General features: G+C 69.5%; 15 protein-coding genes. 6 read left to right on the top strand and 9 right to left on the bottom strand.

The features are described 5' to 3' along the window. Window positions 1-288: 288 nt before the first annotated feature. Window positions 289-1,998, top strand: coding sequence for a 30S ribosomal protein S1 (gene rpsA, locus ACVJ6E_RS19775; protein ID WP_067223490.1), 1,710 nt, complete (start codon window positions 289-291; stop codon window positions 1,996-1,998). Between the two features lie 135 nt (window positions 1,999-2,133). Here rpsA and ACVJ6E_RS19770 read toward each other — a convergent pair whose 3' ends face one another. Both ACVJ6E_RS19770 and panB read right to left on the bottom strand, forming a co-directional pair. After that, window positions 2,134-2,520, bottom strand: coding sequence for a DUF488 family protein, N3 subclade (locus ACVJ6E_RS19770; RefSeq protein WP_120270477.1), 387 nt, complete (start codon window positions 2,518-2,520; stop codon window positions 2,134-2,136). An 87-nt stretch (window positions 2,521-2,607) separates the two neighbouring features. Beyond that, complete coding sequence (gene panB, locus ACVJ6E_RS19765; RefSeq protein ID WP_120270478.1) at window positions 2,608-3,414, bottom strand: 3-methyl-2-oxobutanoate hydroxymethyltransferase; 807 nt, start codon at window positions 3,412-3,414, stop codon at window positions 2,608-2,610. A gap of 199 nt (window positions 3,415-3,613) precedes the next feature. On the opposite strand from panB, the gene sppA reads away from it, so the two are divergent. The 3 genes from sppA (at window position 3,614) to ACVJ6E_RS19750 (ending at window position 5,365) form a co-directional block, all read left to right on the top strand. After that, complete coding sequence (gene sppA, locus ACVJ6E_RS19760) at window positions 3,614-4,621, top strand: signal peptide peptidase SppA (protein WP_120270480.1); 1,008 nt, start codon at window positions 3,614-3,616, stop codon at window positions 4,619-4,621. Continuing rightward, window positions 4,618-4,926: an integration host factor subunit beta gene (locus ACVJ6E_RS19755; protein ID WP_120270482.1), complete on the top strand. Its 309-nt coding sequence runs from the start codon at window positions 4,618-4,620 to the stop codon at window positions 4,924-4,926. The genes sppA and ACVJ6E_RS19755 overlap by 4 nt, the downstream gene beginning before the upstream one ends. A 97-nt stretch (window positions 4,927-5,023) precedes the next feature. Further along, on the top strand, window positions 5,024-5,365 hold the full coding sequence (locus tag ACVJ6E_RS19750) for a LapA family protein (RefSeq protein WP_120270483.1): 342 nt from the start codon (window positions 5,024-5,026) through the stop codon (window positions 5,363-5,365). A gap of 88 nt (window positions 5,366-5,453) precedes the next feature. On the opposite strand, the gene ACVJ6E_RS19745 is transcribed toward ACVJ6E_RS19750, so the two are convergent. Further along, window positions 5,454-6,086 (bottom strand): trimeric intracellular cation channel family protein, encoded by a 633-nt coding sequence (locus tag ACVJ6E_RS19745; protein ID WP_120270485.1) that lies wholly within the window; start codon window positions 6,084-6,086, stop codon window positions 5,454-5,456. 125 nt (window positions 6,087-6,211) lie between these two features. Between ACVJ6E_RS19745 and ACVJ6E_RS19740 the strand changes: the two genes are divergently transcribed. Continuing rightward, the gene (locus ACVJ6E_RS19740) at window positions 6,212-6,634 is read left to right on the top strand and encodes a MarR family winged helix-turn-helix transcriptional regulator (RefSeq protein ID WP_120270486.1); all 423 of its coding nucleotides are present in this window, start codon (window positions 6,212-6,214) and stop codon (window positions 6,632-6,634) included. A 73-nt stretch (window positions 6,635-6,707) separates the two neighbouring features. After that, window positions 6,708-7,976, top strand: a complete 1,269-nt coding sequence (gene fabF / locus ACVJ6E_RS19735) for a beta-ketoacyl-ACP synthase II (RefSeq protein WP_120270487.1) — start codon at window positions 6,708-6,710, stop codon at window positions 7,974-7,976. A gap of 119 nt (window positions 7,977-8,095) precedes the next feature. On the opposite strand, the gene grpE is transcribed toward fabF, so the two are convergent. The 6 genes from grpE to tsaE form a co-directional block, all read right to left on the bottom strand. After that, on the bottom strand, window positions 8,096-8,728 hold the full coding sequence (gene grpE, locus ACVJ6E_RS19730; protein WP_120270488.1) for a nucleotide exchange factor GrpE: 633 nt from the start codon (window positions 8,726-8,728) through the stop codon (window positions 8,096-8,098). Between the two features lie 239 nt (window positions 8,729-8,967). Then, window positions 8,968-9,288 carry a thioredoxin gene (gene trxA / locus ACVJ6E_RS19725; protein ID WP_120270489.1) on the bottom strand — a complete coding sequence of 107 codons (321 nt, stop codon included), beginning with the start codon at window positions 9,286-9,288 and terminating at the stop codon, window positions 8,968-8,970. Window positions 9,289-9,407: 119 nt separating this feature from the next. Next, window positions 9,408-12,908: a double-strand break repair helicase AddA gene (addA, locus tag ACVJ6E_RS19720; protein ID WP_120270490.1), complete on the bottom strand. Its 3,501-nt coding sequence runs from the start codon at window positions 12,906-12,908 to the stop codon at window positions 9,408-9,410. Further along, window positions 12,905-16,066: a double-strand break repair protein AddB gene (gene addB / locus ACVJ6E_RS19715; RefSeq protein WP_120270491.1), complete on the bottom strand. Its 3,162-nt coding sequence runs from the start codon at window positions 16,064-16,066 to the stop codon at window positions 12,905-12,907. The genes addA and addB overlap by 4 nt, the downstream gene beginning before the upstream one ends. A gap of 39 nt (window positions 16,067-16,105) precedes the next feature. Beyond that, window positions 16,106-16,864 carry a nucleotidyltransferase family protein gene (locus ACVJ6E_RS19710; RefSeq protein ID WP_491676515.1) on the bottom strand — a complete coding sequence of 253 codons (759 nt, stop codon included), beginning with the start codon at window positions 16,862-16,864 and terminating at the stop codon, window positions 16,106-16,108. 48 nt (window positions 16,865-16,912) lie between these two features. After that, on the bottom strand, window positions 16,913-18,472 hold the full coding sequence (tsaE, locus tag ACVJ6E_RS19705; protein WP_120270492.1) for a tRNA (adenosine(37)-N6)-threonylcarbamoyltransferase complex ATPase subunit type 1 TsaE: 1,560 nt from the start codon (window positions 18,470-18,472) through the stop codon (window positions 16,913-16,915). Between the last annotated feature and the right edge of the window lie 5 nt (window positions 18,473-18,477).

The raw sequence follows: 18,477 nt of genomic DNA, 5'->3' as shown, positions 1-18,477 counted from the left end.
CATTGGCCTCATGGTCCGGCTCGCCCGCGACCGGCCGGGCGAAGACTGGCGGATCGCGGACATGTTTTTCCCCTTTCGGTGAAGAACGGCCACGCATTTCCCGCAAGACATGACTGAGCGTGCGGTTTCGCCTTCCGCCTCGCCGGCCTGCGCAATCCTGTTGCCAAAGGGCAGATGGAGCGCGCGGATGCAGCCCCCCAGACAAACGCGGGGTTGCCGGATGGAGGAGCCGCCAGGACCAACACAAACCCGCCGGCGACGAGCCAGACTTGGCTGCCAGGAGTTTCGATGAGCAGTTTGAACCCTACCCGCGATGAATTTGCCGCCCTTCTCGAGGAAAGCTTCGAGCAGCAGGAGCTGTACGAAGGTTCCGTCGTCACCGGCACCGTGATCGCCATCGAGAAGGATCTCGCGGTGATCGACGTCGGCCTGAAGGTCGAAGGCCGCATCGCGCTGAAGGAATTTGGCGTCAAGGGACGTGACGGCGACGACGCCGGCGTCTCGATCGGCGACAAGGTCGAGGTCTATCTGGAGCGTGTCGAGAACGCGCTCGGCGAGGCCGTCCTGTCGCGCGACAAGGCTCGCCGCGAAGAGAGCTGGGTCCGTCTCGAGGTCGCTTTCGAGGCGAACGAGAAGGTCACCGGCCAGATCTTCAACCAGGTCAAGGGCGGCTTCACCGTCGACCTCGACGGCGCCGTGGCCTTCCTGCCGCGTTCGCAGGTGGACATCCGTCCGGTGCGCGATGTCGCCCCGCTGATGCACACCCCGCAGCCGTTCCAGATCCTGAAGATGGACAAGCGCCGCGGCAACATCGTCGTGTCGCGCCGTGTCGTCCTCGAGGAGACCCGTGCCGAGCAGCGCTCGGAGCTGGTCCAGAGCCTCGAGGAAGGCCAGGTCATGGAAGGCGTGGTCAAGAACATCACCGACTACGGTGCGTTCGTCGACCTGGGCGGCATCGATGGCCTGCTGCACGTCACCGACATCGCGTGGCGCCGCATCAACCATCCGAGCGAGGTCCTGTCGATCGGTCAGACCGTCAAGGTCCAGATCATCCGCGTCAACCAGGACACGCACCGCATCTCGCTGGGCATGAAGCAGCTCGAGGCCGATCCGTGGGACGGCATCGAGGCCAAGTACCCGGTCGATGCCAAGTTCACCGGCCGCGTGACCAACATCACCGACTACGGTGCGTTCGTCGAGCTGGAGCCGGGCATCGAAGGCCTGATCCACGTCTCCGAGATGTCCTGGACCAAGAAGAACGTCCATCCGGGCAAGATCGTCTCCACCTCGCAGGAGGTTGAGGTGATGATCCTGGAGGTCGATCCGGTCAAGCGTCGTATCTCGCTCGGCCTCAAGCAGACCCTGCAGAACCCGTGGGAGGCCTTCGCCGAGAAGTTCCCGACCGGTACCGAGGTCGAGGGCGAGGTCAAGAACAAGACCGAGTTCGGTCTGTTCATCGGTCTCGACGGCGACGTCGACGGCATGGTCCACCTCTCCGACCTCGACTGGAACCGTCCGGGCGAGCAGGTCATCGAAGAGTACAAGAAGGGCGACATGGTTCGCGCCGTCGTGCTCGACGTCGACATGGAGAAGGAGCGTATTTCACTCGGCATCAAGCAGCTCGGCGGCGATCCGTTCGACACGGCTGCGGCCGGCGAGCTGCGCAAGGGTGCGATCATCACCTGCGAAGTGGTCGAAGTGAAGGACGGCGGCCTCGAGGCCAAGATCGTCGACACCGACCTGACCACCTTCGTGCGTCGTGCCGACCTGTCCCGCGATCGTGCCGAGCAGCGCCCCGAGCGTTTCTCGGTCGGCGAGAAGTTCGACGCCCGCGTCACCCAGTTCGACAAGAAGACCCGCCGCGTGTCGGTCTCCATCAAGGCGCTGGAAATCGCCGAGGAGAAGGAAGCCGTTGCGCAGTACGGTTCGTCGGACTCGGGCGCTTCGCTCGGCGACATTCTCGGCGCGGCCCTCAAGGCCCGCGAGACCGACGACTGATCGCCAAAAGCGACATCGCAAAAAACAGAACCCCGGCCTTGCGGCCGGGGTTTTTTCATTTTGGAGGGCCTTGCAGCCGGGGAGCTTCCCTCTCCGGCCGGTTTTCCGGGATGGTCCGGGCCGTGCTGCAGCGGCTCAGGCGATATCGGCGCCGCGTTCGCTCAGCAGCTCGCGCAGGACCGAGCGGTGGCAATGGGCCTCCTCCTCGCAGTAGCAGCCGAGCGAGAAGGCGCCGGAATGCGACAGCGCTGCGAGCATGTCGAGCAGGCGCGCGGGGCCAGGCGCTGCCATCTCCTTGCGGAACGCCTTGACGAAGGCCGTCCAGTCCGCGTCCGACTGCGCGGCCCGCGCACTCGCCACCAGTTCCGCGCTCGGCGACAGCTCGGGCAGCCAGGTGTCGTACCAGTTGCCGGCCGCGTAGTCCTGCTTGCGCACGCCGCGCGGCGGCCGGCGCACCGTGCCGAGCCGGGGCCCCTCGCCCTCGCTGCGCTGCGTTCCAAGCCGCACGATCCGAACGCTCATCTTTCGCTCCCTTGCCGTGGCCTGCGCAAAGGATGACACATCCGGTCCCGTGCCCGGAAGATGCGAACGGCACGCGCCCCGAGCGGCTCAGCCGTAGCAGTGCTCGGGCGCGGGATAGGCGCCGGAGCGCACCTCCTCGCCGAAGGCGCGCAGCGCCTCGGCGATGCTGCCGCGCCCGGCAAGGTAATCCTTCACGAAGCGTGCCTTGCGCCCCTCGCCCAGCCCCAGCATGTCGTGCAGGACCAGCACCTGCGCATCGGTCGCAGGCCCCGCACCGATGCCGACCACCGGCACCGTCGCGGCCTCACTCACCGCCCGCCCGAGCGCATCGGGCACGCATTCCAGCAGCAGCAGGCGGGCGCCGGCCTCCTCCAGCATGCGGGCCTCCTCGCGGATGCGCGCGGCGGCCGCCTCATTGCGGCCCTGCAGGCGGAAGCCGCCCAACATGTCGGCGGTTTGCGGCGTCAGGCCGAGATGGGCGCAGACCGGCATGCCGCGCTCGGTCAGATGGCGGATCGTCTCGGCCACCCACGCGCCGCCCTCGATCTTCACCGCATTGGCGCCGGCCTGCATCAGCCGGGCGGCATTGGCCGCCGCCTGATCGCGCGCATTGGCCGCGCCGAACGGCATGTCGGCCAGGATCAGCGGGCGGTGCTCGCCCCGCTCCACGCCGCGGCGGACGCAGGCCGTGTGATAGGCCATGTCGTCCATGGTCACGGGAACGGTCGAGCCGCGCCCCTGCACCACCATGCCGAGACTGTCGCCGACCAGCAGCGTCTCGATGCCCGCACAGGCAGCGGCCAGGGCAAAGCCGGCGTCATAGGCGGTGACCATCGCGAAGCGGCGGCCCTCCGCCTTGCTCGCGTCCAGCGTGTTAAGGGTGATTTGCGCCATGGTTCGTAAGGCCCTCCCCGACCTGTTATCGTGCACCGCAACAAAACGTGGCGAGCGCCTGAGTGCCAGACGACGCGGCGTCCGGCAAGCGCTGCGACGAGGGTCGAGCGGCCGTTTCCTGCAGTTCGGGCTTTTCAACCGGAGCGCAGCCATGTAGCGATAGGCCTCCCCAAAACGGGAAGAGCGAAAGGTTTGGTCCATGGCCCTTGATGCGGATGCGCTGGTCGACCGCCGGCGATTGCGCCGGAAGGTGATGTTCTGGAGGGGATTTGCCTTCCTGCTGGCGATCGTGGCAATCGGCGGGATCCTGTCCTGGAGCGGGGCTTTCGGCTCGCTCGACCGGCGCGGCGATCATATCGCGCGGCTTCCGGTCGGCGGACTGATCGTCGACGACCGCGACAGGGTCAAGCTGATCAAGGAGCTTGCCGAGAACAACCGGGTGAAGGCGGTGATCATCGACCTGAACTCCCCGGGCGGCACCACGGTGGGCGGCGAGACGCTGTACATGGCGCTGCGCGAGCTGGCCGAGAAGAAGCCCGTCGTCGCGCAGATCGGCACGCTGGCCGCTTCCGCCGGCTACATGACCGCCATCGCCTCGGATCATATCGTCGCACGGCATACCTCGATCACCGGCTCCATCGGCGTCTATATCCAGTACGGCAATTTCGGCGGGCTGCTCGACACGCTCGGCGTCAAGTTCGACGTTGTCCGCTCCGGCCCCCTCAAGGCCGAGCCGAACTTCCATTCCGAGACGCCGCCGGCCGTGCGCGACAATTTGCAGGCATTGATCAACGACAGCTACGAGTGGTTCGTCGCCCGGGTGGCGGAACGCCGCGGCCTGGACACGGACGCCGTGCGGGCGGTCGCCCAGGGCGGTGTCTATTCCGGCGAGGCGGCGCGCGATCTCGGGCTGATCGACGATCTCGGCGGCGAGGAAGCCAGCTTGAAATGGCTGGAAACCGAGCGCGGCGTCGCGCCTGACCTGCCGGTCCTCACCTGGCGGGTCCAGCGCGAAAGAGAGGGCGGATTGCCCTTCGTCGGCCGGATGGCGCACTGGTTCGGCTCCGGGGTCGCCAGCGGCGCCCTCGAGGCGGTGGCAGGTGCCGGAGCCATCATCCCGGAAGGGCTTGCGCTTGACGGTCTTGTGTCCGTTTGGCACGCTCGCAACGCGGCGGAAAGTCTCGACCGAACAGGGGGACGCGAATGATCAAGTCGGAACTGGTGCAACGGATCGCCGAACAGAATCCGCACCTCTACCAGCGGGACGTTGAGAACATCGTCAATGCGATCCTCGACGAGATCACCGATGCCCTGCGCAGCGGCAACCGGGTCGAGCTTCGGGGCTTCGGCGCCTTTTCGGTCAAGAACCGGCCGGCTCGCACCGGGCGCAACCCGCGCACGGGCCAGAAGGTCGATGTAGAAGAGAAGTTCGTTCCCTTCTTCAAGACCGGCAAGGAGATGCGCGAGCGTCTCAACGACGGGGACGGTTCGGAAGACCCCGACGACGATTGAGATGCCCTGACCAGCGCCGCGAGGCCACAGGCGGATCGGACAGGGACCCCGCGGCCTTTCGGCCGCGCGCGGGCACGGCCCGTACAGGAGACTGGAATTGACGCGCTTTCTGAAGAACCTCGTGCTGGTGCCGATCGCCATCGTGCTGATCGCACTGGCGGTCGCCAACCGGCATGTCGTGACACTGTCGCTCGACCCGTTCAACCGTGTCGATCCGGCCTTGAGCCTGGATGTGCCGCTGTTCTGGATCCTGTTCGCGGCCGTCGCCTTCGGCGTCTTCATCGGCGGCGTCGCCTCGTGGGCGGCACAAGGCAAGTGGCGCAAGGAAGCCCGCGTCAAGCGGCGCGAGGCCGACCGCTGGCATTCCGAGGCCGACCGGCTGAAGGCGCAGCAGCAGGGCAATGGCGGCAAGGCGATCACCTCGCGCTCGGCAGCCTGATCCGCAGCGAAAATTCGACAATCCGGATTTCGGCCCGCCGCGTCAGTCGACGCGCGGGCCGATTTCGTTTCGGGCAGCTGCCCTGCCGTCAGGGCTTGTCGGAAGGCGTGTCTGAGGGGGGCGTGTAGGCCGGCAGGTTCCAACCCCAGATGATCGCCCCGCCGCGCAGCACCAGGGCCGCCGCAACCCCGGCAATCGCCGCCGGCCAGGCCTCGATGCCGAAGGTGAACAGGCCGACATAGACGCCCGCGCCGACAAAGGCCGGCGTCAGATAGAGCTCCGGGTTGACCAGCGCGGAGGGCTGGTCGGCGATCGTGTCGCGGATGATGCCGCCGAAGGTGGCGGTCGCCACGCCCATCAGCACCGCCACCGTCGGCGGATGGCCGAGGGCCAGCGTCTTCGCCGCGCCCATCACCGAATAGGCGGCAAGGCCCATCGCATCGGCCCAGCGCAGCGGCTTGCTCATCCGCTCCACCAGCGGCGTTGCGAACCACATCAGTGCGCCGATGGAGATGCAGACCACGAGATAGATCTCGTTCTCGACCCAGAAGACCGGCGCATCGAGCAGCAGGTCGCGCAGCGTGCCGCCGCCGACGCCGGTGAACACGGCGAAGAACACGAAGGCGAGACAGTCGAGCCGCAGGCGCGAGGCGACGATGGCCCCCGTCACCGCGAAGACGGCAACACCGAGAAAATCGAGGATCTGGAGCATGGTCGCCATGCGGCGATGCTAGGCCGTAACCCGGCGCATCCGCAACGGCCGAAGTGGGGTGCCCGCCCGCTGTCCCCGTGTTGCGGCACGCGCCGAGGTCTTGACTTCGCAAGGCGCAGCTTTCCAATGGCGGCATGACCCTGCCCAAAGCCCTTGCCGATTGCCTGATCATGAATACCGTGGCGACCTCCCGGGCGCTGCTGAAGCGCTGGGACGCAAGGCTCAAGCCCTACGGCGTCACCGTCCAGCAGTTCTTCCTCCTGTCGGCGATCCGCTATCTTCCCGGGCAGCCGGTCATGGCGCTGGCCGAGCGCATCGCCCTCGACCGCACCAGCCTCACGCGCAATCTCGACCTGCTGGACAAGAAGGGTCTGGTCCGGCGCGTTCCCGGCCTGCCCAGAAACCAGCGCGTCTGCGAGCTGACGCCGGAGGGTAATGCCGTTCTCGACCCGCTTCTGGAGGCCTGGCCGGACGCTTATGCGTCGGTGATGAAGGACATCACCGAAGAGGAGGCTGCGATCTATCTCAGCGTCGCCCGGCGGCTGGCGGCACCGTGAGGGCCGGATCGGTCCCTTGTGCTTGCCTCATTATGTGTATATGCACATCACTAACTCGAAACAGGAGGCTTGCATGTCGGTACCGATCGTCGTCACAGGTTTAGGAGCCGTGTCCCCGCTGGGCGCCGGCATCGAGGCGAACTGGCGCCGGCTGACCGCAGGGCAAAGCGGCATCGTTGCCAACACCCGCTTCGACACGAGCGGATGGAAATGCGGCATCGCCGGGCTGGTTCCCTCCATCGCAGAGGATGCGGACGGCTTCGACCCCGAGCGCTGCATGGATGCCCGCGACCGGCGGCGGAACGACCTGTTCATCCAGTATGCCATGGCCGCGGCCGTCGAGGCGCTGGACCATGCCGGCTGGCACCCGGAAGATCCCGGACAGCGGGCGCGCACCGCGACACAGATCGGCACCGGCGTCGGCGGCGTTCCGGCGATCACCGCGGCGAGCGAACTGGTGCGCACGGAAGGACCTCGCCGGCTCTCCCCCTTCGTCGTTCCCTCGTTCCTTCCCAATCTCGCGGCGGGCCAGGTGTCGATCCGCTTCGGCTTCAACGGGCCGGCCGGCTCGCCCACCACGGCCTGCGCCGCCTCGGCCCAGGCCATCGGCGATGCCATGCGGCTGATCCGCTCGGGCGAGGCCGATATCGCCCTGTGCGGCGGCGCGGAAGGCTGCGTCGATCCGGTCGCCATCGGCGGCTTCACGGCGGCCAAGGCGCTTTCCTTCGGCTACAACGACGATCCGCAGCGCGCCTCGCGCCCGTTCGACGCGGACCACGACGGCTTCGTCCTGTCGGAAGGCGCGGCGATGCTGGTCATCGAGCGGCTGGACCATGCCGAGCGCCGGGGCGCCCGCCCCCTGGCCGTCCTGTCCGGCTACGGCACCACCACGGACGCCCACCACGTCACCGCCGGCTGGCCGGACGGCCGCGAGGCGGCGCGCGCGATGGAGATCGCCATCGCGATGGCCGGGATCGAGGCCGCGGACATCGGCTATGTGAACGCACATGCCACTTCGACGCCTGTCGGCGATGCGGCGGAGCTGGCTGCTCTGGAACGGGTTCTCGGCGCTGCCCGCGGCCGCGTGCCGATCAGCTCCACCAAGTCGGCAACCGGTCACATGCTGGGGGCCGCCGGAGCCATCGAGGCCGTGTTCTCGATCCTCGCCATCCGCGACAGGACCCTGCCGCCCAGCCTGAACATCGCCCGCCCGATGGCGGAGGCCGAAGGCTTCGACCTGATCGCTGAAGGCGCCCGCTCGGCACCGGTCGACCATGTCCTGTCCAACGCCTTCGGCTTCGGCGGGGTGAACGCCGCGCTGGTCTTCAGCCGGTTCGGCTGACGCCGGCTATCCGAGGCAGAAAACAAAAAAGGCGCGCCATCGGGCGCGCCTTTCTCGTCAAAGCGTCGGGTTCTTGAAAGCACCTGGCCGGGCCGTGTCAAAGGCCCGGAAAGACATCCTCAGGCGGTGCGGTCGACCGTGGAGCCGGGCTCGCCCACCGGGGCCTCGCCCTCGGGCTTGCGCTCCTTCGGCCCGCCCTTCGACACGCCGACCAGGGCCGGGCGCAACACGCGGTCGCCGATCACGTAGCCGGCCTGCATCACCTGCACGACGGTGTTGTTCGGCACCTCGGTGTTCGGCACCTCGAACATCGCCTGATGGAAATTGGGGTCGAACCGCTCGCCGGCCGGATCGATGCGGCGCACGCCGTGCTTCTCGAGCTGGTTGAGCATCTCGCGCTCGGTCATCTCGACGCCCTCGATCAGGGCGCGCATGCTCTCGTTGGCCGCGTCGCGGGCCTCGGCGGAGATCGCCTCCAGCGCACGGCGCAGGTTGTCGCCGACGCCCAGCATGTCGCGGGCGAAGCTCGAGGCGGCATACTGCTTGCTGTCGCGGATTTCCTTCTCGGTACGCCGGCGCAGGTTCTCCATCTCCGCCATGGTGCGGAGCATGCGATCCTTCAGCTCGGCGTTTTCCGCCAAGAGCGCCTCGGTCGGGTCGATGGCAGCCTGTGCCTCGCCGCCGCCGTCGGCCTCGTATCCGGTCGCGACATCCTCGGGGTTCATATTGGTCTTGTCGTTGCTGTCGTTCATGGTCTTCCCGGCAATGCTCGGCGTCTTCAGAAAAGGTCTGGTCCGACCGGCGGGTCCGCCTCTCTCCCGGCCACGGATTGCAGCAGCAAGGGGAGATCCGGTTTCTCGCCGATGCGCTGGTCTGCCGGCCCGCCCTTCGGCCGGTCGGCATCGCACGCAAGACGCACCGATCCGGCAAGCCTCGAAAGGCAAGCCGGACCGGCGTGATTCGGTTCAGGGTCCGTCAGGACCGGACAGCGTCAGATCGCGGTCTGGATCCAGGCGGCCAGCTTGTTCTTCGGGGCGGCGCCGATCTGCGTGGCGACCGGCTGGCCGTCCTTGAACAGGATGAGCGTGGGGATGGAACGCACCCCGTACTTCATCGCCATGTTCTGGTTCTCGTCGATGTTGAGCTTGGCGATCTTCACCTGCCCGTTCATCTCTTCCGAGATTTCTTCCAGCGCCGGGGCGATCATCTTGCACGGACCGCACCACTCGGCCCAGAAATCCACCACGACGGTACCGGACGCCTTCAGGACGTCGGTTTCGAAGCTCTCATCGGTCACGACTGAAGTGGCCATCTCATGCCCTTTCCAAAAGCTCGCGGATGCGACGCATCCTTTCGTTGCCCCGAACGTAGGAAGGCGACCCGCCCGCGTCAAGCAAGCGATCATCCGCATCTCCCCTCACCGGGTCTCCTTCACGCGGGCGCGAGCGCGGCGACCGCCGCATCCATCGCCTCGCCCGGCAGCTCGACCAGCTTCGGCCCGGCCGTATAGACCAGCGCGGCCCGCACCGCGCGGCCCGGCCAGATGTCGGCAAGCAGCCGGCGATAGACCGCAAGCTGCACCACATAGGCTTCGCCGATCTCCTGCGGCCCCTCCGGCACCCGGCGGTCGGTCTTGAAGTCGAGGATCCACACCGCGTCCTCGTCGACGCGCAGCCGGTCGATCTGGCCCGACACCTCGTAGGCCGAGCCGTCGGCAAGGCGTAGCGTTCCGGCCAGCGGCACCTCGGCGCGCGCATCCGCAGAGAAGACGGCGGCAAAGCCGGGATGGTCCAGCACGCCGAGCGCTTCGCTCAAGAGCTGCTCCGCCCTCGTCGCGAAGACCGGGGTCAGGGCATGGGCGAGATAGCGCACGCCGGCGGCGCGGCGCTCGGCCGGCGGCAGTTCGGGCAGCAGCTGCAGCAGCCGGTGCAGGTGGCGGCCGCGCTCCAGCGCAAAGTCGGGAGCGGCCCGCGCTTCTGCCAGACGGTCGGTCGCCGGCACCGGTTCGGTTCCCTCCTTCGCCTCCATCTCGTCGAAGGCCTCGGACGGGCGCAGGCGGCGCGGGCGCTCGGGTGTTACCACCGGCGCGAACAGCCAGGCAGGCGCGGGCGCGCCGGCGTCCTCGCCGGCCTCTTCCTCGGCCCGGGCAAGGCGCGGCGCGGGCGCCGCCGTGCCGGGACGCTGCCAGATGCGGCAGGGCCCGCCGTCTCCCGCTTCGCCGTCGCGGGCATCCGGCTCCAGCGCCCTTGCCACCAGCGCGTGCCAGCACTCGTCCGACTGGCCGCGTGCGGGCATCCAGCCGCAGACGATCAGCCGGTCGCGGGCCCGCGTCATCGCCACATAGAGCAGCCGGCGATATTCGTCGGCCGCCGCCTGACGCAGGGCGTCCAGCCGCTCGCCGTGCCAGGGGCTGCGCTCGGCCTTGACCGGGTTCCAGACAAGGCCCGTGACCTCGCCGAGATTGCCCGGCATCGCCCGCTCGATGAACACCGGATCGTGATGGGCGCTGACCGGCGCCGCGCCCCCGTCGACCAGCACGACAAGCGGTGCCTCCAACCCCTTGGCCCCGTGCACGGTCATGATCCGCACCACGCCGCGTGCGGCGTTGAGCTCGCGCTTCACTTCCGTGGGCGCCGCCGCGAACCAGGCGAGGAAGCCCTCCAGCCCCGGCACGCCGGTCTGCTCGAACGCCAGCGTCACCGCCAGGAACTCGTCCAGCACGTCGTCGACTTCCGAGCCGAGGCGCGCGCGGAAGGCCCGGCGGCCCCCGTCGGCGCCCAGAAGGCGGGAGAAGAACTCAAAGGGCGGCATGAAGTCGGCGCGCGCGCGCCAGGTCTCGATCCGCTCGCGTGCCCGCTCGAATGCCGGATCGCCGTCCGCCTGCCGGCGCAGCGACTGCCACAGCGTGCCGGAGCGAAGGTTCGCCCCGTCCGGCCGGGCGAGGCGGAACAGCGCGTCGTCGTCGAGGCCGATCAGCGGGCTCTTCAGCAGGCAGGCAAGCGACAGGTCGTCCTCGGGCAGCAGCAGGAAGCGGCCCAGCGCCAAGAGGTCCTCCACCGCGATATGCTCGTTCAGCACCAGCCGGTCGCTGCCGGCCACCGGCACGCCTTCGCGCTTCAAGGCCCGTGTCAGCGCATCGACGAAGGGTCCGCGCTTGCGCACCAGCACCAGGACGTCGCCGGGCGCCGCCTCGCCGCTCTTCCACCAGCTCCGCACCGAGCGCGCCAGCCGGTCGGCCAGCCGCAGCATCGGGCTATCGGCACCGATGCGGTCGACCGGAGCGGTCCAGTCGTCCGGCACCTCCTGCTCCACCGGCTCCTCCGGCGGCCAGATCTCCACCATGCCCGGGTCGTTGCGCCGCACCGCTTCGTGGATCGGCGCGCCTGCCTCCTGCGACAGGCCGGCATGCATGTCGGGCGCCGCGAAAACCGTGTCGACGGCCGAGAGCACATCGGGCCGCGAGCGGAAGGACAGCGTCAGCTCGACCCGCGAGAAGTCCACCGCAGCCTCGTTGGCGCGCCGCTCGAAATAGCGGCGCATGTCGGCAAAATAGGCCGGCACCGCGCCCTGGAACGAATAGATCGACTGTTTCTCGTCGCCGACGGCAAAGAGCGTGCGCACGCGCTCGTTCGCGGAGGTGCCGACGAAGAATTCCTCGGCCAGCGCCTGCACCACCCGCCACTGATGCGGGCTGGTGTCCTGCGCCTCGTCGACCAGGATATGGTCGAGACCCTGGTCGAGCTTGTAGTGCACCCACAAGGCCGCCTCGTCGCGCGACAGCAGGTTGGCCGTGCGCACGATCAGGTCCTCGAAGTCCATCAGCCCGCGCCGGGTCTTCTCGCGCTCGTAGATGTCGAGCATCGCATCGGCGAGACGCAGCGCGGCCTCCGTGCCGGCCAGCGCATAGGCGATCCGCCGCCGCTCGAGCAGCGCCAGGAGGCGCTCCTGCTCGCCGTAAAGCCGCTCGACCACCTGCGGGAAGTTCTCTTCCACCTTCTTGGTGGCCAGCGCCTTGGTCGGCGCCAGGTCCTTGTTGAGGAAGACCCGGTGCCAGACCTCCCACCACTCGTCCGGTCTGTTGCCGGCGAGCCGGGCCGCCAAGCGCAGACGTTCGGCCCGCTCGTTGTCGCGCGATCCGCCGCTCGCCAGCGCCTCGGCATATGCCAGCGCCTCCTGCGGCGAGATCGAGACCTCCTCGCGCAGGGCCGCATCGAGGCGCGCCAGCGTTTCGCCTTGCGAAAGCCCGAAGGCACGGGTCAGCTGCGCCAGCGCCGCATCCATCGACCCGGCATCCTGCAGCCAGCGGCGCAGCGTGTCGCGGCGGGCGATCAGGTCGGCAAGCGCCGCCTCCACCGTCTTGTCGGGCAGCTCGGAGACCAGATGCACCAGCGCCCGGCCCAGCGGGCTGTCCGGCTCGCGCTCGGCCAGCGAGAGAACGCGCGCGCGCGCGCCGGCAAGCAGGTCCGCTGCCTGCCGGTCGTCCAGCACCTGGAAATGGCCGGCGACATTCGCCTCCAGCGGAAACTGGTGCAGGATCGCCTCGCAAAAGGCGTGGATCGTCTGGATCTTCAGCCCGCCCGGCGTTTCCAGCGCCACGGCGAAGAGATGACGCGCCCGCGCCAGTCCGCGTGCGTCCGGCCGCCGTCCCTCGATGACTTCCAGTTCCCTCGCCAGCGCCTCGTCGGTCAGCGCGATCCACGAGCCCAGTGTCTCGAAGACGCGGGTCGCCATTTCCGAGGCCGCGGCCTTGGTGAAGGTCAGGCAGAGGATGCGCGAGGGCGCGGTGCCGGCCAGCAGCAGGCGGATCACCCGCCGCGCCAGCACGAAGGTCTTGCCCGAGCCGGCATTGGCGCTCACCCAGGCCGAGCGGCGCGGGTCGGCGGCCAGCGCCTGCCTCTGCCGCGTCGCCTCGGGGATCTCGAAGGTGGTCATTCCTCCTCCCCTCCGCTCAGCGCCCATTCGCGCACCCGCGCCAGATGGTCGTACGGGCCGGACATCTCCGCTTCCTTGCGCACTCTTGAGCGCGACAGATAGCCCTTTTGCGGGTTTTCATAGCCGGCAAAGAGTTTCACCGTCCGGCCCAGCGCCTCGTCGGCCAGCTCGTCGACGCTGGTGTTCTTCGGCGTCCTGTCCTGCCACTCCAGCGGCGTGCGCCCGCCGGTCAGGCGCATATAGGCGAGCGTTGCGACGGGCGCCGCCCGGTCCACCTCGCCGAAGGCGCCGCGGCCGATCATCGCCACTTCCAGCGGCAATTGCGGCGCCAGCAGCGCGGCGACTTCCTTGTCGCTCGGCGCCTGCCCGGTCTTGTAGTCGATCACCGCAAGACTCCCGTCGGCCATCGCGTCGACGCGGTCGGCGCGGGCCGACAGGGTGACGCGCCCGCCGGGGGAAAGATCAAGTTCCAGCGCCCCGGAAATCTCCAGATGGCGGCCGGCGATCAGATGGGCGCGCGCCGCCTCGTGACGAATGAAGGCAGCGGCGATCCGCTCGAAGCGCAGCCACCACACGGCCCGGATCGCCGGGAAGGCATCGAGCGGGGCGAACTGCGCCCGGCCGATGGCGATGAGATGCGCCAGCGCCGCCTCATCGAACGGGCCGCTCCAGCTGTCCAGGAACTCGGCCAGGCAATCGTGGATCAGCGTGCCCTTTTCCGCTGCGCCCGGATCGCCGCCGATCGGCTCGACCGGGTCCAGCACCAGCACCTTGCGGGCATAGAGCGCATAAGGGTCGCGGATCAGCAGCTCCACCTCGGTTACCGAAATCCGGCGCGGGCGGGCGGCAACGGGCGGCGCCGGTTCCGGCCTTGCAACGGGCGCCGCCCCCGTCTCGACCCGGTCGAGATGGGCGGCCAGCGCCAGCAGGGCCTGCCCCCGCGCCTGCATCGCGGCGGTGACACCCTCGCCCAGCAGCGTCGTCAGCCGCAGCAGCCAGCGCGAGGCGACGGCCGGCGCGCCGCCCGAGCGCTCGGCCCGCGACAGGATCACTCGGCCGGCGCCCAGCGCCTGCGAGAAATCGTGGGCGGCCGCGCCGATGCGACGCTCCGGCGGGTCGAGACCGAGCCCGCCCTTCATCGGCCGGTTGAGCCAGGGGTCGTTGCGCGTCGCCTGCGGCCAGTTGCCCTCGTTCAGCGCGCCCAGCACCAGGATGTCGAAATCCTGCAGCCGGGCTTCCATCGGGCCGAAGATCGCGATGCGCGGATCGCCCGGCAGGCGGCGGCGGACATTGAGGCCGGAGACGAGGGCGATGAACATGTCCGGCCAGTCGGCGGGCGGCGCCTGCAGGCCAGAGGGACCTGCGGCGATCATCTCGGCAAAGGCGGCGGCAAGCCCCTCGCCGGCCTCGCCGGCATAGAGCTCGTCGGAGCTGCCGTCCTCGTCGCGGGCGAGGTTCAGCAGCACCGCCTCATGATCGGCGACCAGCTGCACCACATCCACCGGCTCGCGGGTCTCCGCATGGCGCTCCAGCGGCGCCAGCGCCTCGGCCAGCCTGTCGACGAGGTCGGCGACGTCGTCCCAGTCGTCCTCATGCAGCTTTTGCCAGCGCGGCAGGCGCGGCGGGGTCTCGCTCTGGGTCGCCAGATGCCGTGCAGCGGCAACCGCTTCGCGAAGACCCTGCGTCCCGGCTCTTGCGCGCGGTCCGCGCAGCACGGCGCGCTCCAGTGCGCGGGCGGCGGCGCGCACCTTGTTAGACGGCAAACCAAGCCGCGTCAGCGGGTGTTTCAGCAGCGCCAGCAGGGCCACCGGCTCCAGCCCGTCCAGCGCCAGCCGCGCGGCAAGGCGGGCCAGAACGCCGGGCGCGGTCTGGTCGAGCGGGCGGCCGGCGCTGTCGTCAGACTGCAGCCCCCAGCGCGACAGCTCGATGGCAACCCGGCGGGCCAGCGTCCTGTCCGGCGTCACCAGCGCCGCCGTCTTGCCCTCCTCGATGGCCGAGCGCAGGGCGGTGGCAACAGCGAGCGCCTCCTCCGCCTCGTTGCGCGCGACCATCATCGCGACATCGGCAAAGGCACGGGCGCGCGCCTCCGGCGGAACGTCCGCGACGACCTGCGGCCACACATCCGTCGTCTCGGCCGGGCGCAGGGCCTCCGCGACCAGCCTGTCGCGCAGCCGCAGGGTCTCGCTCGCGCCCACCGCCAGCGGCACCACCTCGTCGCGGGCGATCTTCAGCGCGCCGGCGAGCCGCGCCATGCCGTATTGCGGATGGCTGGGGCTCCCCGAAACGCCTTCGCCGCCAAGGATCGCCTGCCAGCTGCGCTCGTCCATTCCCGCATCGAAGCCGGGCAGCACCACCGCGCCGCGCTCCAGGCCGGCGATGACGGCCAGCAATTCGGCAATGGCGGGAATGGAGCCGGTGGCGCCGGCCGCGATCACCGGACCGCGCGGCGGGCTCTTGCGCAGCCGCTCCGCCTCGCGCCGCAGCAGTGCCGAGCGCCGGGCCTTCGGGTCGCTGGCCTCGCGGCTTGCCAGATAGGCCGGCCAGTGCTCCATGGCGATCTTCAGGAAATCCAGCGTGATCTGCCAGTAGCGGGCGTGGTCCTCCGGCACGAGACCGGCAAGGCCCGTCCACGGGATCTCCTCCGTCGCCATCTCGTCCATCAGGGCCAGCAGGTCGCCGGCCAGCCACGCGGCATCGGCGGCGGAGGCCGGCGAGCGCAGCACCGCGCCGGCCGGCAGGCCCAGCACCTCGCGGCGCAGCGCGCCCTCCCAGGCCTGCACCAGCCGCGTCATGGCAAAGCGCCGCTCCATCTCCGGCAGGGCCGGCGGCAGCCCGTCGGCCCAGGCCTCGACCTGCAGCAGCTGCAGGTCTTCCTCGACGTCGCCGAGCGGACGGATCGAGGGCAACAGCACGGGCGCCCCGCCCAGCTTCTCGCGGATCAGCGGCGCGATGGAGCGGGCGGCGCGGCGGGTCGGCAGGTAGAGGGTGAGATCGGCCAGCGCCAGCGGATCGGCGCGCGGGTCGAGCCCAGGCACCAGCCGCCCGTCGAACAGGGCATCGACCAGCGTCCTCAGAAAAGGGGCCGAGGGCGGAATCGTAAAGACACGCGGGCTTGCCTGGCTCGTCTTGGCCTCGCCCGTCCTGGCCTCGCCCGTCATCGGTCTCCGCCTCCCCTTTTGCCGTCGGACCGCACGCGGTCAGGCGGCGCTGTCGCGGATGGCCCGCTCGGCGGCACCGATCGCCTCCGGCGTACCGACATGCAGCCAGATGCCTTCCATCAGCACCCCGAACAGGGTGCCGCGCTCGATTGCCGCGTCGAACAGGCGGTTGAGCGAGAAGGCCCCTTCGGGCGCGCCGTCGAACAGCCGCGGATGCAGGATCGCCCCGCCGACATAGGCGAAGGGCGAGACTTCGCGCTCAGCCCGGCGGGCAAGGCGTCCGTCCGCATCCATCACGAAGTCGCCCTTGCCGTCATAGCCGACGGCGGACACGAGACCGGACAGGAGCAGCAGGCCGTCCATCTTCTGCGGATCGAAGCTGTTCGCCAGATGTTCCAGATTGGGCCGCACGCCCTCGATCCAGGTGCTGTCGGAATTGAGCAGGTAGAAGGGCTCCTCGCCCAGCAGCGGCAGCGCCTTGACGACACCGCCGCCGGTTTCCAGCAGCTCGGCGCGCTCGTCGGAAATCAGCACCCTGGGCGGCGCCGGCCAGCGCAGCGCATGCGCCTCCACCAGATCGGCGAGGTAATGCACGTTGACGACGACGGTCTCGACACCGGCGACCACCAGCTTGTCGAAGGCCCGGTCGAGCAGCGTCCGCCCGGCGACGGGGACCAGCGGCTTGGGCGTCGTCGCGGTGATCGGGCGCATGCGCTTGCCCATCCCGGCCGACAGCACGATGGCCGTCTTCGGTCCCTTTGCCCCTGCCTCGTTTTCCGTGTCTGGTCCTGCCTGCAAGTCCGCCTCTTTTCCGTTGGTTTGGCCGGTGTTTGGGGCCTGCGCCGTCTATCCGGTCTCGCCGAGGCGGCCGTCGAACCAGCCGGCCAGTTCGGCCAGCTCCGGATGGCGCAGGCAGCGGGCCAGATACTCGCGCACGCGCGGCAGATGCACAAGGTAGCCGGGCTTTTCGTCCCGCACCGCGAGCCGGGTAAAGATGCCGAGGATCTTGGTCGCCCGCTGCGCGCCCATGATCGCGTAGTCGCGGCGGAACGCCGCCTCGTCGAAGCCGGGCGAGGTCTGGTGCCGCCGGGCGATGTAGTGCTCGAGCACCTGCCGCTCCAGTTCCTGCGGCACATCCACGCGCGCATCCATCGCCAGCGAGGCGACGTCATAGGCGGCCGGGCCGATCATCGCGTCCTGGGTGTCGACCACGGCGATGCGATCCTCGCCGCTCTCGCCCTCGCGCCAGATCAGGTTCGGCGAATGGTAGTCGCGCAGCACCCAGTTGCGGTCCTTTGCGGCGCGCTCGAACAGCGGCTGCCAGCACCCGGCGAAGGTCTCCGCCAGTCCGTCCGGCACCTCCCCGCCCATGCGCGGCAGATACCAGTGGAGGAACAGTTCGGCCTCCACCAGCATCGCCCGCGGGTCGAAGCGCGACAGCCGGTAGCTGCCGCCGCCGCAGTCTTTCGGGATCGGCAGGTCCGCCTGCGGCGGGGCGCCGTGCAGCCGCGCCAGCACACCGGCCGCAGCGAGATAGCGTTCCGCTACCGGCCGGCCGCCGTCCAGCACCTTGCCGCGCCCCAGATCCTCCTGCAGCACCAGCCCGCCCGCGATATCGGCGCCGTATGTGCGCGGTGCGCAGATGCCGCGCGCCCGCAAGGCCTCGGTGACCGCGACGACCGCATCGACGCCGTCGGCCAGATGCACCAGCTGGCGGTAGGTCAGCCCGTCGCGCAGTACCGGCTGATGCTGCGGCGGCGGGGTGGAATCGATCAGGATCGCGTCCGCGCCCGAGGCCCGCACGGTCTCGAAGCGGCGTGCCGAGGCATCGCCCTGGAAGCGGCGACGCAGAGCGCCTGCAAGCGCGCTTCCCTCGATCAGCCGGCGGATCGCCAGCGTGCGCTCAAGGCGAGCGCGCCAGGCCTCGTCCGGCGGCAGCAGGGCGATCTTGCGCGCCTGCGGCGTGTCGCCGGCGGCGATGCGCAGGACGAGCCGGTTGTCCGGCAGCCGCGAGGCGCCGCGCTCCGGCCATTCGATCAGCGCTGCGCCGCTTTCCAGGATCTCGTCGAGGCCGAGTTCGTCGAGCTCCTCCTCGTCCTCCAGCCGGTAGAGGTCGAAATGGGCGACCGGCAGCGGTTCGAACGGATAGGACTGGACGAGGGTGAAGGTCGGGCTCGGCACCTCGAGCGCGGGATCGTCGGCCAGCGCGCGCAGCAAGGCCCGGGCGAAGGTCGACTTGCCGGCGCCCAGGTCCCCGACGAGGCACAGGCAGTCGCCGGGCTGGAGCATGATGGCGATGTCTTCGGCAAGGCGGACGGTCGCCGCCTCGTCAGGACAGGATAGTGAAATCTCGCCGGGAAACGGCTCCGCATCCCGGGACGGCGATGCAGGGCTGGTATCGCTCATGGCAG

The sequence above is a fragment of the Stappia sp. G46H5W genome (assembly GCF_058448995.1).
This window is presented reverse-complemented; position numbering and strand designations above follow the sequence as displayed.